We start from the raw sequence: 13,505 nt of genomic DNA, 5'->3' as shown, positions 1-13,505 counted from the left end.
AGTAACGGATGTCAGCTACCCAGCGTAGGCGCACCCTGACCACATGGTCGGCCCAGCTGCCTTGGCCGGACTGCGCCAACACCGCACCGACGACGCCGCTGGTCGTGGGGCAGGCGGCCCGCCCCAGGAGGGTTCGGTACTACTCGGACTGTTGGGTGTACGGGCCGAGGGACCCCAGGTCGAGGCGCAACCGCACGTAGTTCGCATCGCCTGGGCCGGGCCGCTGGTGCCCGTCGGGCTTCCAGCCGTGCCGGGCGTAAAAGGCCTGGGCCCGGCCGTTGCTCTCCCAGGCTTCGAGCACCCCGGCCGTCAGGGACGCATCGCGAAGGTTCCGCACGAATTCCGCGTGTATCCGGCTGCCGATTCCCTCGCCCCAAAGCCCAGGTCGGACATGGATCTGGTAGAGCTGGCCGACGGTCCCGGCGTCCACGTCGGCCTCCAGCGGCGGACCCATCGCCAGGATGCCCACCACCTCGCCTTCTCGCACAGCGCACATCACCGTCTTGGTGTCGTTCTGGACGGCACGCATCCACATCTCCCGCCGGCGAAGGCGTGCGTCAGGGGAGGTGAGCTCCTCCTCCGCCAGTCCACCGGCCTGGTAGTACGCGGTGCGCGCCTGAGTGTGCAGGTCAGTGATCTGCTCCAGGTCGTCGAGGTCCGCAGTCCGCAGCAAGGTCCGAGAAGTCGTCACGATCCTCAGACGCACCTGCCGTGAAGAGCAGTTCCTCGCTCAACGACTCCGCCGATCACAGTCGAGGTCGAAGGAGTCCGCCGGCGCGAAGGCGTTGTCGTCGATCAAGTCGATCGGGCCGTCCTCCCCTTCAGCTGATCGTTACCCGGCGCGACCTGGCACACAGCTCCGCAAGAGCCTCAGCCGTCACGGGCGAAACGACGCCCTCTTCCGTGACGATCGCGGTCACGAGCTCGGGCGGCGTCACGTCGAACGCCGGGTTGTACGCCTGAGTCCCCAGCGGTGCCACCGGAATCCCACCCCCTGCTTCCGCTCCTGCCACCGGCACCTGGGGTGCTGTGACTTCGGTCACCTCATGGCCCGGGCGCTGCTCGACCTCGATGGACGCTCCGTCTGGGGTCTCGAGGTCCACCGTCGTCACCGGTGCCACCACGATGAACGGCACATGGTGGTACCGAGCGAGCACGGCGAGCGGATAGCTTCCGACCTTGTTCGCGACCGACCCGTCGGCCGCGATGCGGTCCGCCCCGATCAGCACCGCGTCGACCTCACCGGCCGCGAAGAGCGAGCCCGCCGCGTTGTCCGTGAGCAAGGTGTACGCCATACCGTTTCGCGCCGCCTCGTAAGCCGTCAGCCGAGCACCTTGCAGCAACGGCCGCGTTTCATCCACCCACAGCCGCCGCAGCCTCCCCACCCGGTGGGCCGCGAGCGCCACCGCGAACGCCGTCCCCTCCCCGCCCGACACCAGCGCCCCGGTGTTGCAGTGGGTGAGGATCCGGTTCCCGCCGCCGGGCATCAGCTCGTCCAGCAGCGCCAGCCCACGCTCGGCCATACGGGCGCTGGCCTCGGCGTCCTCCTGGTGCAGCCGACGCGCTGCGGCAAGCGCCGCCGCCGCGGCCTCCCCGGCATCACCGCTCTTGGCGAACTCGGCCCGGTGCGCGGACCGGGCCCTGCCCACACCGACAGCGAGATTCACGGCGGTGGGCCGGGCTCCTGCCAGCGCGGCCGCGGCGTCGTCCACGTCGAACCCGCGCGCGGCAGCGAGCGCGACACCGTACGCTCCCGCGATACCGAGCAGCGGTGCCCCGCGCACGGCGAGCGAACGGATCGCCTCCACGAGCGCGGGCGCGTCCGTGCAGACCAGCTCGACCTCCTCGGCCGGCAGCCTCGTCTGGTCGAGAAGAACCAGTACCGGGCCTTCGGGTGGCTCCTCCCAGCGGATCGCCGGTATCTCGGTCGGCCTGCTGTCTTCGCCGGATTGCGCGTACTGATCAGCCATGCCGTCAGTCTGCCCCTTGTCCGGCAGACAATTGAAGGTGTCCGGCCCATACCGCGGCCGGTACCTCGGCGACCACCCCATGGCACGATGGCTGCCAACCTGCCGCCGCGACCGCGGACGGGCACCGTGAAGGAGCGACGATGAAAGACACTCCGGGCTGGGCCTCGCCCGGATCTGCCCCCTCCGACGGGCAGGAGCCCGGCGCGTCCGGTCCCACGGAGCCTGCGGACCAGCCCGGTCCCGACCCGCAGGGCAGCCCTGACGCACAAGGCTCCGGCTCGCAGTGGTCCCAGGAGCAGCCTCCACCCGCCCACTGGTCCGCGCCCACCGGCTCTGCAGGCCCCGGCCAGGCGGCTCCGCCACCACCGCCACCCGGGCCCGGCTGGGGCACCCAGCCTCCTCCCGGCCCCAGCGGCTACGGCGCTCCGGGACCCGGCGGCTACGGAGCCCACGGCACTCCTGGATACCCCGCATGGGGAGGCGGCTGGGGCGGCCCCCCGCCCGCCGCCAAGCCGGGCGTCATCCCGCTCCGCCCGCTCGGCGTGGGCGAGATCCTCGACGGTGCGGTCTCCACCATGCGCACCTACTGGCGCACGGTCCTGGGCATCTCCCTCACCGTCGCGGTGGTTACGGAGATCCTCGTCATCCTGCTTCAGGGCCTCGTACTGAACGACACCAGCACCGCGGCCCTCGACGACCCGAGCGCCACTACGAGTGAACTGACCCACGCCCTGGGCGAGGTCATGCTCAGCTCCGGCGCCGTCTTCCTGATCTCCCTGATCGCCACGGTCGCCGCAACCGCCCTGCTCACCACCGTGACCAGCCGTGCGGTCCTCGGTCGGCCCGTGACCACCGGCGAGGCCTGGCGCGACGCCCGCCCCCAGGTCGTGAAGCTGTTCGGCCTGATCATCCTGCTGCCCCTCATCGCCGCCGGAATCATCCTCGTGGGCGTGCTGCCCGGCATCCTCGTGGCCGCCTTCGGGAACACCGACGCGGGTGTCGCGCTCGCCGTCCTGGGCGGTATCGGCGCCGGCGTCGTCGCCTTGTGGCTGATGATCCGCTTCTCCCTGGCCTCGCCCGCGCTGATGCTGGAAAAGCAGGGCGTCGTGAAGTCGATGAGCCGATCCGTGAAGCTCGTCCGCGGCTCCTGGTGGCGGGTCTTCGGCATCCAGCTGCTCGCCGGGATCATCGCGAACATCGTCTCGGCAATCGTCGTCATCCCCTTCACCTTCCTCGCCGCAGCGTTCAGCGGCGACGGCATCACCGGCTTCTTCAACAGCGGGGGCGGCGACCTCGGCTGGACCTTCCTCATCATCAGCGGGGTCGGCTCGGTGATCGGTTCCATGATCACGTTCCCGATCAATGCCGGCGTCTCCGTGCTCCTTTACATCGACCAGCGCATCCGCCGCGAAGCCCTCGACCTCGAACTGGCCCGCGCCGCAGGCCTCCAGGGCTACGGCACCGACGCCGGCTCGGGGGGCTGATGCGGTGAGCTCGGCGGGGGGAGTTCTCACAGCGGTGCCGACAGTCCTGTCGCGCGGCGTCGATTCGGCCGTACGGACGCTGCTGCGGGCCGGCGACGCATCCACGTTGTCGCTGGCGCGCTCCGGCGACGAACCACCGGTGACAATTCCGCGGGATCCCGCGCGGGAGGCGGCCCGTCGCGAACTGTCCAAGCGCATGTACCACGAGAACGACCCCAGCCTGTTCCAGCGCGCTCTGAACGCCTTCTGGGACTGGGTCGACAAGCTGTTCGGCTCGGCCGCGGCCGCGACACCCGGGGGCACGCTGGGCCTGGTCGTCGTCATCGTGGCTGTCCTCGCGGTGCTCGGCGCACTGTGGTGGCGCCTGGGCACGCCGCGCCGCGAACCCACCTCGTCCGCCGCCCTGTTCGACGACCGTCCCCGCAGCGCCGCCGAACATCGCGCTGCTGCCGAGGCACACGCCGCCCAGGGCCACTGGAACCAGGCCGTCCAGGAACGCATGCGCGCCATCGTCCGCTCCCTCGAGGAGCGCGCACTTCTCGATGCCCGCCCCGGCCGCACCGCGGACGAGGCAGCCGCAGAAGCGGGCCGCGCACTGCCCTCCCACACGGACCGGCTGCGCGCCGCCGCCCGGGACTTCGACGACGTGACATACGGCGGCCGAAGGGCGAGCGAGCAGTCGTCCCACCGCATCGCCGACCTCGACCTCGACCTCGAGCGCACCAAGCCCCAGCTCGCGAGCAGCAGCAGCCCCAGCACGGCCCACAACGCCCGCCAGGGAGCCGCCGGATGACCACCGAGGCCACGCTCCCCATCACCTCGGCCTCGCCCACCGCACGCCAGGTGTGGACCCGCTCGCGAGGCATCGCGCTCGCCGTCGTGCTCCTCCTGGCAGCGGGCGTCGCGATCGCCGTGATCCGCTCCGACACCCGGCACGGCGAACTCGACCCCCGCTCCGTCGACCCCTACGGCAGCCGCGCGGTCGCCGAACTCCTCGCCGACCGTGGCGTGTCCACGCGCGTGGTCACCACGCTGGACGAGGCACGCGCCGCGGCCGCCCCGGACACCACTCTCCTGGTCGCCGTCCCCGACCTGTTGACGCACCGTCAACAGACCCGGTTGCACTCCTCGATCGCCGGCTCGGGCGGGCGCACCGTCCTCGTCGCCCCCGGCAGCTGGTCCGTCGAAAAGCTCGCACCCGGCGTCACCGCGGACCCCGCCACCAGCGGCGACTCGACGCTCTCCCCCGACTGCCGACTGCCCGCCGCCCACCGCGCGGGCACCGCGGACACGGGCGGCATCCGCTACACCACCACACACCTCGGCGCCGACAAGTGCTACCCCAGCAATCGCCTCGCCACCCTCCTGCGCATTCCGGAAACCTCCGGGGACGGCGACATCGTCGTCCTCGGCGCCCCTGACATGCTCTTCAACGACCGTCTCGACAAGCAGGGCAACGCCTCGCTCGCCCTCCAACTCCTCGGCTCCCGCCCTCATCTGGTCTGGTACCTCCCCTCGCTCTCCGACAGCTCCGTCGCCGACACAGGCAAAGAAAAGGGCCTCTTCGACCTGCTCCCCTCCGGCTGGCTGTGGGGCACACTGCAGCTCTTCATCGCGGCAGCCCTCGCCGCCCTCTGGCGGGCACGCCGACTCGGCCCCCTCGTGCCGGAAAGACTCCCCGTGGCGATCCGCGCCTCCGAAACCGTCGAAGGCCGCGCCCGCCTCTACCGCAAGGCGAACGCCCGCGACCGCGCGGCCGCCGCTCTTCGCTCCACCACCCGCACCCGCCTCGCCCCCCTCGTAGGCGTCCCCGTCGCCCAGGCGCACACGCCCGAGGCACTGCTCCCCGCTCTGTCCGCCTATCTCCACAGCGCCGGACAGACCCTGCACTCGCTCCTCTTCGGTCCGCCGCCCAGTGACGACGCGGCCCTCATCGCACTCGCCGACCAACTCGACGCCCTCGAAAGAGAGGTACGCCGTCCATGATGGACCCGACCACTGACAACGCCGGGTACACCGGAGACCCGGGCAAGGCCCGAGCCTCTCTGGAAGCCCTGCGCGCCGAGATCGCCAAAGCCGTGGTCGGCCAGGACCCCGCCGTGACCGGCCTCGTCGTCGCCCTTCTCTGCCGCGGACACGTCCTACTAGAAGGAGTCCCTGGGGTCGCCAAAACGTTGCTCGTCCGCGCCCTCGCCTCCGCACTCGAACTCGACACGAAGCGCGTGCAGTTCACCCCCGACCTGATGCCGAGCGACATCACCGGCTCCCTGGTCTACGACGCTCGCACCGCCGAGTTCTCCTTCCAGCCCGGCCCGGTCTTCACCAACCTGCTCCTCGCCGACGAGATCAACCGCACGCCCCCGAAGACCCAGTCGTCGCTCCTGGAAGCCATGGAGGAACGCCAGGTCACGGTCGACGGCACCCCGCGCCCACTCCCCGACCCCTTCCTGGTCGCCGCGACCCAGAACCCGGTCGAGTACGAGGGCACGTATCCCCTCCCCGAGGCCCAACTGGACCGTTTCCTCCTCAAACTGACGATCCCTCTGCCCTCCCGCCAGGACGAGATCGACGTCCTCACCCGCCACGCCGAGGGCTTCAACCCGCGCGACCTGCGCGCCGCCGGCGTACGCCCCGTAGCCGGCCCGGCCGACCTGGAGGCCGCCCGCGCAGCCGTCGCCAAGACGGTGATCTCCGCGGAAATCACCGCCTACGTGGTGGACATCTGCCGAGCCACCCGCGAGTCCCCGTCCCTGACCCTGGGCGTCTCTCCACGCGGCGCCACGGCCCTCCTGGCCACCTCACGCGCGTGGGCGTGGCTCACGGGCCGCGACTACGTCATCCCCGACGACGTCAAAGCCCTGGCCCTCCCCGCCCTCCGCCACCGCGTACAACTCCGCCCCGAGGCAGAGATGGAAGGCGTCACGGCCGACTCCGTCATCAACGCGATCCTCGCCCACGTCCCCGTCCCCCGCTGATGGCATTCACCGGACGCGCCGCGCTTCTCGCGGCCCTCGGCTCCCTCCCTGTCGGCATCTGGGACCCCAGCTGGACGGGCATCCTCGCCGTGAACGCCCCCCTGGCCGTTGCCTGCGCCTGCGACTTCGCCCTCGCAGCGCCTGTACGACGTCTCGGCCTGACCCGCTCCGGCGACACGTCCGTACGCCTGGGCGAGGCCGCGGACGTGACCCTCACCGTCACGAACCCGTCCCGCCGTCTCCTCCGGGCCCGCCTGCGCGATGCCTGGCCCCCCAGCAGCTGGCAGCCCGGAACCGACGTAGCAGCATCCCGTCACCGACTGACCGTGCCGGCCGGCGAACGTCGCCGCGCCACCACCCGCCTACGCCCCACCCGCCGCGGCGACCGCCAGTCGGACCGCGTCACGATCCGCTCGTACGGCCCCCTCGGTCTGTTCTTCCGCCAAGGCAGCCACAAGGTCCCCTGGACGGTACGCGTCCTGCCCCCCTTCACCAGCCGCAAGCACCTCCCCTCGAAGCTCGCCCGCCTACGCGAGCTGGACGGCCGCACAAGTGTGCTCACCCGCGGCGAAGGGACAGAGTTCGACAGCCTGCGCGAGTACGTCCCCGGCGACGACACCCGCTCCATCGACTGGCGCGCAACGGCCCGCCAGTCCACGGTCGCCGTACGCACGTGGCGTCCCGAACGCGACCGCCACATCCTGCTTGTCCTGGACACCGGCCGCACCTCCGCAGGCCGCGTGGGCGACGCCCCGCGCCTCGACGCCTCCATGGACGCGGCCCTGCTCCTTGCAGCACTCGCTTCACGCGCCGGCGACCGGGTGGACCTGCTCGCATACGACCGCCGGGTACGCGCCCTCGCTCAGGGCCGCACGGCCCGCGACGTCCTCCCGTCTCTGGTCAACGCGATGGCCACACTCGAACCTGAACTCGTCGAACTGGACGCCCGAGGCCTGACGGCGACCGCACTCCGCACAGCCCCTCGCCGTTCCCTCATCGTGCTGCTCACAAGCCTGGACACGGCCCCCGTGGAAGAAGGCCTGCTTCCCGTCCTCGCTCAACTCACACAGCGCCACACGGTTCTTGTGGCATCGGTAGCGGACCCATACATCGCCCGCATGGCGACGGCTCGTGGAAACACCGAGGCCGTCTACGAGGCTGCAGCAGCCGCCCAGGCCCAAAGCGAACGCCACCGCACAGCGGAGCAACTCCGCCGCCATGGGGTCACTGTCGTCGACGAGACTCCGGACGAACTGGCGCCGGCACTGGCGGATGCGTATCTGGCCCTGAAAACAACAGGGCGCCTGTAAAAAAAATGGGGAGGCGGCTTTCTGAAGCGCCCCTTAAACAAAGGCTCTGAAACGCAGAAAACCCCCGCACCGGTATCCCCGGCCGGGGGTTTTTGCAATGATTGTTCGGCGGCGTCCTACTCTCCCACAGGGTCCCCCCTGCAGTACCATCGGCGCTGTAAGGCTTAGCTTCCGGGTTCGGAATGTAACCGGGCGTTTCCCTCACGCTATAACCACCGAAACACTATGAAACTGTCCAGCCACGCCACGCTCTGTGAAACGTGGGGCTGTTCGTGGTTTCAGAACCAACACAGTGGACGCGAGCAACTGAGGACAAGCCCTCGGCCTATTAGTACCAGTCACCTCCAGCGGTTACCCGCCTTCCAGATCTGGCCTATCAACCCAGTCGTCTACTGGGAGCCTTACCCCATCAAGTGGGTGGGAATACTCATCTCGAAGCAGGCTTCCCGCTTAGATGCTTTCAGCGGTTATCCCTCCCGAACGTAGCCAACCAGCCATGCCCTTGGCAGAACAACTGGCACACCAGAGGTTCGTCCGTCCCGGTCCTCTCGTACTAGGGACAGCCCTTCTCAATATTCCTGCGCGCGCAGCGGATAGGGACCGAACTGTCTCACGACGTTCTAAACCCAGCTCGCGTACCGCTTTAATGGGCGAACAGCCCAACCCTTGGGACCGACTCCAGCCCCAGGATGCGACGAGCCGACATCGAGGTGCCAAACCATCCCGTCGATATGGACTCTTGGGGAAGATCAGCCTGTTATCCCCGGGGTACCTTTTATCCGTTGAGCGACGGCGCTTCCACAAGCCACCGCCGGATCACTAGTCCCGACTTTCGTCCCTGCTCGACCCGTCGGTCTCACAGTCAAGCTCCCTTGTGCACTTACACTCAACACCTGATTGCCAACCAGGCTGAGGGAACCTTTGGGCGCCTCCGTTACTCTTTAGGAGGCAACCGCCCCAGTTAAACTACCCATCAGACACTGTCCCTGATCCGGATCACGGACCCAGGTTAGACATCCAGCACGACCAGACTGGTATTTCAACGACGACTCCCCCCGAACTGGCGTCCGGAGTTCAAAGTCTCCCAGCTATCCTACACAAGCCGAACCGAACACCAATATCAAACTGTAGTAAAGGTCCCGGGGTCTTTCCGTCCTGCTGCGCGAAACGAGCATCTTTACTCGTAGTGCAATTTCACCGGGCCTATGGTTGAGACAGTCGAGAAGTCGTTACGCCATTCGTGCAGGTCGGAACTTACCCGACAAGGAATTTCGCTACCTTAGGATGGTTATAGTTACCACCGCCGTTTACTGGCGCTTAAGTTCTCAGCTTCGCACGCCCGAAAGCGCACTAACCGGTCCCCTTAACGTTCCAGCACCGGGCAGGCGTCAGTCCGTATACATCGCCTTACGGCTTCGCACGGACCTGTGTTTTTAGTAAACAGTCGCTTCTCGCTGGTCTCTGCGGCCACCCCCAGCTCATGGAGAAAATCCAATCACCGGTGATGGCCCCCCTTCTCCCGAAGTTACGGGGGCATTTTGCCGAGTTCCTTAACCATAGTTCACCCGAACGCCTCGGTATTCTCTACCTGACCACCTGAGTCGGTTTAGGGTACGGGCCGCCATAAAACTCGCTAGAGGCTTTTCTCGACAGCATAGGATCATCCACTTCACCACAATCGGCTCGGCATCAGGTCTCACCCTTGATGAGTGGCGGATTTGCCTACCACTCGGGCTACACCCTTACCCCGGGACAACCACCGCCCGGGCTGGACTACCTTCCTGCGTCACCCCATCACTCACCTACTACCACCTTGGTCCGGCGGCTCCACCACTTTCCTTTCCCCGAAGGGTCCGGAACGGCTTCACGGCCTTAGCATCAATAGGTTCGGTGTTTGACGCTTCACAGCGGGTACCGGAATATCAACCGGTTATCCATCGACTACGCCTGTCGGCCTCGCCTTAGGTCCCGACTTACCCTGGGCAGATCAGCTTGACCCAGGAACCCTTAGTCAATCGGCGCACACGTTTCTCACGTGTGAATCGCTACTCATGCCTGCATTCTCACTCGTGAACCGTCCACCACTGCCTTCCGGCGCGGCTTCACCCGGCACACGACGCTCCCCTACCCATCCATACAGGCGTTGGCCCTATTGTATGAATGACACGACTTCGGCGGTACGCTTGAGCCCCGCTACATTGTCGGCGCGGAATCACTAGACCAGTGAGCTATTACGCACTCTTTCAAGGGTGGCTGCTTCTAAGCCAACCTCCTGGTTGTCTCTGCGACTCCACATCCTTTCCCACTTAGCGTACGCTTAGGGGCCTTAGTCGATGCTCTGGGCTGTTTCCCTCTCGACCATGGAGCTTATCCCCCACAGTCTCACTGCCGCGCTCTCACTTACCGGCATTCGGAGTTTGGCTAAGGTCAGTAACCCGGTAGGGCCCATCGCCTATCCAGTGCTCTACCTCCGGCAAGAAACACACGACGCTGCACCTAAATGCATTTCGGGGAGAACCAGCTATCACGGAGTTTGATTGGCCTTTCACCCCTAACCACAGGTCATCCCCCAGGTTTTCAACCCTGGTGGGTTCGGTCCTCCACGAAGTCTTACCTCCGCTTCAACCTGCCCATGGCTAGATCACTCCGCTTCGGGTCTTGAGCGTGCTACTAAAACGCCCTATTCGGACTCGCTTTCGCTACGGCTACCCCACCCGGGTTAACCTCGCAACACACCGCAAACTCGCAGGCTCATTCTTCAAAAGGCACGCAGTCACGAGGCAAGCACAAATGCTTGCCCGACGCTCCCACGGCTTGTAGGCACACGGTTTCAGGTACTATTTCACTCCGCTCCCGCGGTACTTTTCACCATTCCCTCACGGTACTATCCGCTATCGGTCACCAGGGAATATTTAGGCTTAGCGGGTGGTCCCGCCAGATTCACACGGGATTTCTCGGGCCCCGTGCTACTTGGGTGTCTCTCAAACGAGCCGTTGACGTTTCGACTACGGGGGTCTTACCCTCTACGCCGGACCTTTCGCATGTCCTTCGCCTACATCAACGGTTTCTGACTCGTCTCACGGCCGGCAGACCGTAAAAGAGAGATCCCACAACCCCGCACACGCAACCCCTGCCGGGTCTCACACGTATACGGTTTGGCCTCATCCGGTTTCGCTCGCCACTACTCCCGGAATCACGGTTGTTTTCTCTTCCTGCGGGTACTGAGATGTTTCACTTCCCCGCGTTCCCTCCACTTGCCCTATGTGTTCAGGCAAGGGTGACAGCCCATGACGACTGCCGGGTTTCCCCATTCGGACACCCCCGGATCAAAGCCTGGTTGACGACTCCCCGGGGCCTATCGTGGCCTCCCACGTCCTTCATCGGTTCCTGGTGCCAAGGCATCCACCGTGCGCCCTTAAAAACTTGGCCACAGATGCTCGCGTCCACTGTGCAGTTCTCAAACAACGACCAGCCACCCATCACCCCACCCTCACGGGCGAGTTCACTGGGGCCGGCACTGAAGGCAGCCGAAAACCGGCCGAACCCTCAGACACCCAACAGCGTGCCCGGCCCGTGTCCGCCCGGAGATCATGCGTTCCACGCTCCGAAGAGCAGTACTTGCAAGCCTCCGACCCGAGACCCAGGCCGAATAATCAACGTTCCACCCATGAGCAACCAGCATCGGACGTACGCCGATGTACTGGCCTCTGACCTCACCCCGTGGGGATCGGTAAGAAGTGCTCCTTAGAAAGGAGGTGATCCAGCCGCACCTTCCGGTACGGCTACCTTGTTACGACTTCGTCCCAATCGCCAGTCCCACCTTCGACAGCTCCCTCCCCACAAGGGGGTTGGGCCACCGGCTTCGGGTGTTACCGACTTTCGTGACGTGACGGGCGGTGTGTACAAGGCCCGGGAACGTATTCACCGCAGCAATGCTGATCTGCGATTACTAGCAACTCCGACTTCATGGGGTCGAGTTGCAGACCCCAATCCGAACTGAGACCGGCTTTTTGAGATTCGCTCCACCTCACGGTATCGCAGCTCATTGTACCGGCCATTGTAGCACGTGTGCAGCCCAAGACATAAGGGGCATGATGACTTGACGTCGTCCCCACCTTCCTCCGAGTTGACCCCGGCGGTCTCCTGTGAGTCCCCATCACCCCGAAGGGCATGCTGGCAACACAGAACAAGGGTTGCGCTCGTTGCGGGACTTAACCCAACATCTCACGACACGAGCTGACGACAGCCATGCACCACCTGTACACCGACCACAAGGGGGGCACTATCTCTAATGCTTTCCGGTGTATGTCAAGCCTTGGTAAGGTTCTTCGCGTTGCGTCGAATTAAGCCACATGCTCCGCTGCTTGTGCGGGCCCCCGTCAATTCCTTTGAGTTTTAGCCTTGCGGCCGTACTCCCCAGGCGGGGAACTTAATGCGTTAGCTGCGGCACCGACGACGTGGAATGTCGCCAACACCTAGTTCCCACCGTTTACGGCGTGGACTACCAGGGTATCTAATCCTGTTCGCTCCCCACGCTTTCGCTCCTCAGCGTCAGTAATGGCCCAGAGATCCGCCTTCGCCACCGGTGTTCCTCCTGATATCTGCGCATTTCACCGCTACACCAGGAATTCCGATCTCCCCTACCACACTCTAGCTAGCCCGTATCGAATGCAGACCCGGGGTTAAGCCCCGGGCTTTCACACCCGACGTGACAAGCCGCCTACGAGCTCTTTACGCCCAATAATTCCGGACAACGCTTGCGCCCTACGTATTACCGCGGCTGCTGGCACGTAGTTAGCCGGCGCTTCTTCTGCAGGTACCGTCACTTGCGCTTCTTCCCTGCTGAAAGAGGTTTACAACCCGAAGGCCGTCATCCCTCACGCGGCGTCGCTGCATCAGGCTTGCGCCCATTGTGCAATATTCCCCACTGCTGCCTCCCGTAGGAGTCTGGGCCGTGTCTCAGTCCCAGTGTGGCCGGTCGCCCTCTCAGGCCGGCTACCCGTCGTCGCCTTGGTGAGCCATTACCTCACCAACAAGCTGATAGGCCGCGGGCTCATCCTTCACCGCCGGAGCTTTCAACCCCTACCCATGCGAGCAGGAGTGCTATCCGGTATTAGACCCCGTTTCCAGGGCTTGTCCCAGAGTGAAGGGCAGATTGCCCACGTGTTACTCACCCGTTCGCCACTAATCCCCACCGAAGTGGTTCATCGTTCGACTTGCATGTGTTAAGCACGCCGCCAGCGTTCGTCCTGAGCCAGGATCAAACTCTCCGTGAATGTTTACCCGTAATCGGGTCGACACCACGAGAGCGGAACAACCACCGGAATAAGGCGGTCGTTCACAGCGTCCTCGCTGTGTTTTGTTTCAAAGGAACCTCGCCCCCACCGGATATCCGGCAGGAGACGGGGTATCAACATATCTGGCGTTGATTTTTGGCACGCTGTTGAGTTCTCAAGGAACGGACGCTTCCTTTGTACTCACCCTCTCGGGCTTTCCTCCGGGCGCTTCCCTTCGATCTTGCGTTTCCGACTCTATCAGACCGTTTCCCGATCCGATTTCCTCGGCGCTTTCCAGGTTCCCGCTTTCGCGTTTCCCTTTCCGGCGGCTCCGACTTTATCAGAAGTTTCGAGCCGGACTGACCGGCCGCTCATTTCCGATTCATCGCGAGTGGCTTCTTCGAAATCGATGTTTCCGAGAAGCAGACAGATGCTCACCGCTGCCGACCGGACTAGATCCAGTTCCAGGCAACTGTTCGAATCTACCTCC

General features: G+C 65.3%; 7 protein-coding genes and 3 rRNA genes. 5 read left to right on the top strand and 5 right to left on the bottom strand.

What is annotated here, in order from left to right:
• Positions 1–139: 139 nt before the first annotated feature.
• Together OG303_RS29745 and mtnA are read right to left on the bottom strand one after the other, a co-directional pair.
• Positions 140–691, bottom strand: coding sequence for a GNAT family N-acetyltransferase (locus OG303_RS29745; RefSeq protein WP_405872162.1), 552 nt, complete (start codon positions 689–691; stop codon positions 140–142).
• 130 nt (positions 692–821) lie between these two features.
• Positions 822–1,970, bottom strand: a complete 1,149-nt coding sequence (mtnA, locus tag OG303_RS29740; protein WP_405877554.1) for an S-methyl-5-thioribose-1-phosphate isomerase — start codon at positions 1,968–1,970, stop codon at positions 822–824.
• 140 nt (positions 1,971–2,110) lie between these two features.
• Here mtnA and OG303_RS29735 point away from each other — a divergent pair, with 140 nt between their 5' ends.
• The 5 genes from OG303_RS29735 to OG303_RS29715 are packed head-to-tail and all read left to right on the top strand — an operon-like array spanning position 2,111 to position 7,739.
• Positions 2,111–3,454 carry a hypothetical protein gene (locus OG303_RS29735; RefSeq protein WP_405872160.1) on the top strand — a complete coding sequence of 448 codons (1,344 nt, stop codon included), beginning with the start codon at positions 2,111–2,113 and terminating at the stop codon, positions 3,452–3,454.
• 4 nt (positions 3,455–3,458) lie between these two features.
• Positions 3,459–4,247, top strand: a complete 789-nt coding sequence (locus OG303_RS29730) for a DUF4129 domain-containing protein (RefSeq protein ID WP_405872159.1) — start codon at positions 3,459–3,461, stop codon at positions 4,245–4,247.
• On the top strand, positions 4,244–5,440 hold the full coding sequence (locus OG303_RS29725) for a DUF4350 domain-containing protein (RefSeq protein WP_405872158.1): 1,197 nt from the start codon (positions 4,244–4,246) through the stop codon (positions 5,438–5,440). The genes OG303_RS29730 and OG303_RS29725 overlap by 4 nt, the downstream gene beginning before the upstream one ends.
• Entirely contained in the window at positions 5,440–6,429 is a 990-nt protein-coding gene (locus OG303_RS29720; RefSeq protein ID WP_405872157.1) for an AAA family ATPase, read from the top strand. The genes OG303_RS29725 and OG303_RS29720 overlap by 1 nt, the downstream gene beginning before the upstream one ends.
• Positions 6,429–7,739 (top strand): DUF58 domain-containing protein, encoded by a 1,311-nt coding sequence (locus OG303_RS29715; protein ID WP_405872155.1) that lies wholly within the window; start codon positions 6,429–6,431, stop codon positions 7,737–7,739. Before OG303_RS29720 ends, OG303_RS29715 begins: the two co-directional genes overlap by 1 nt.
• Before the next feature lie 103 nt (positions 7,740–7,842).
• Here OG303_RS29715 and rrf read toward each other — a convergent pair.
• The 3 genes from rrf to OG303_RS29700 all read right to left on the bottom strand — a co-directional run bounded on the left by rrf (position 7,843) and on the right by OG303_RS29700 (position 13,015).
• Positions 7,843–7,959, bottom strand: a 5S ribosomal RNA gene (rrf, locus tag OG303_RS29710).
• A gap of 88 nt (positions 7,960–8,047) precedes the next feature.
• Positions 8,048–11,168 (bottom strand): 23S ribosomal RNA (locus OG303_RS29705).
• A 319-nt stretch (positions 11,169–11,487) separates the two neighbouring features.
• Positions 11,488–13,015 (bottom strand): 16S ribosomal RNA (locus OG303_RS29700).
• The 16S, 23S and 5S rRNA genes sit together here, the layout of an rRNA operon.
• Positions 13,016–13,505: the final 490 nt, after the last annotated feature.

It is taken from the genome of Streptomyces sp. NBC_00005, assembly GCF_045160215.1.
Lineage (GTDB): Bacteria > Actinomycetota > Actinomycetes > Streptomycetales > Streptomycetaceae > Streptomyces.
The sequence above is the reverse complement of the archived record's forward strand: the minus strand, read 5'-3'. Positions and strand labels throughout refer to the sequence as shown.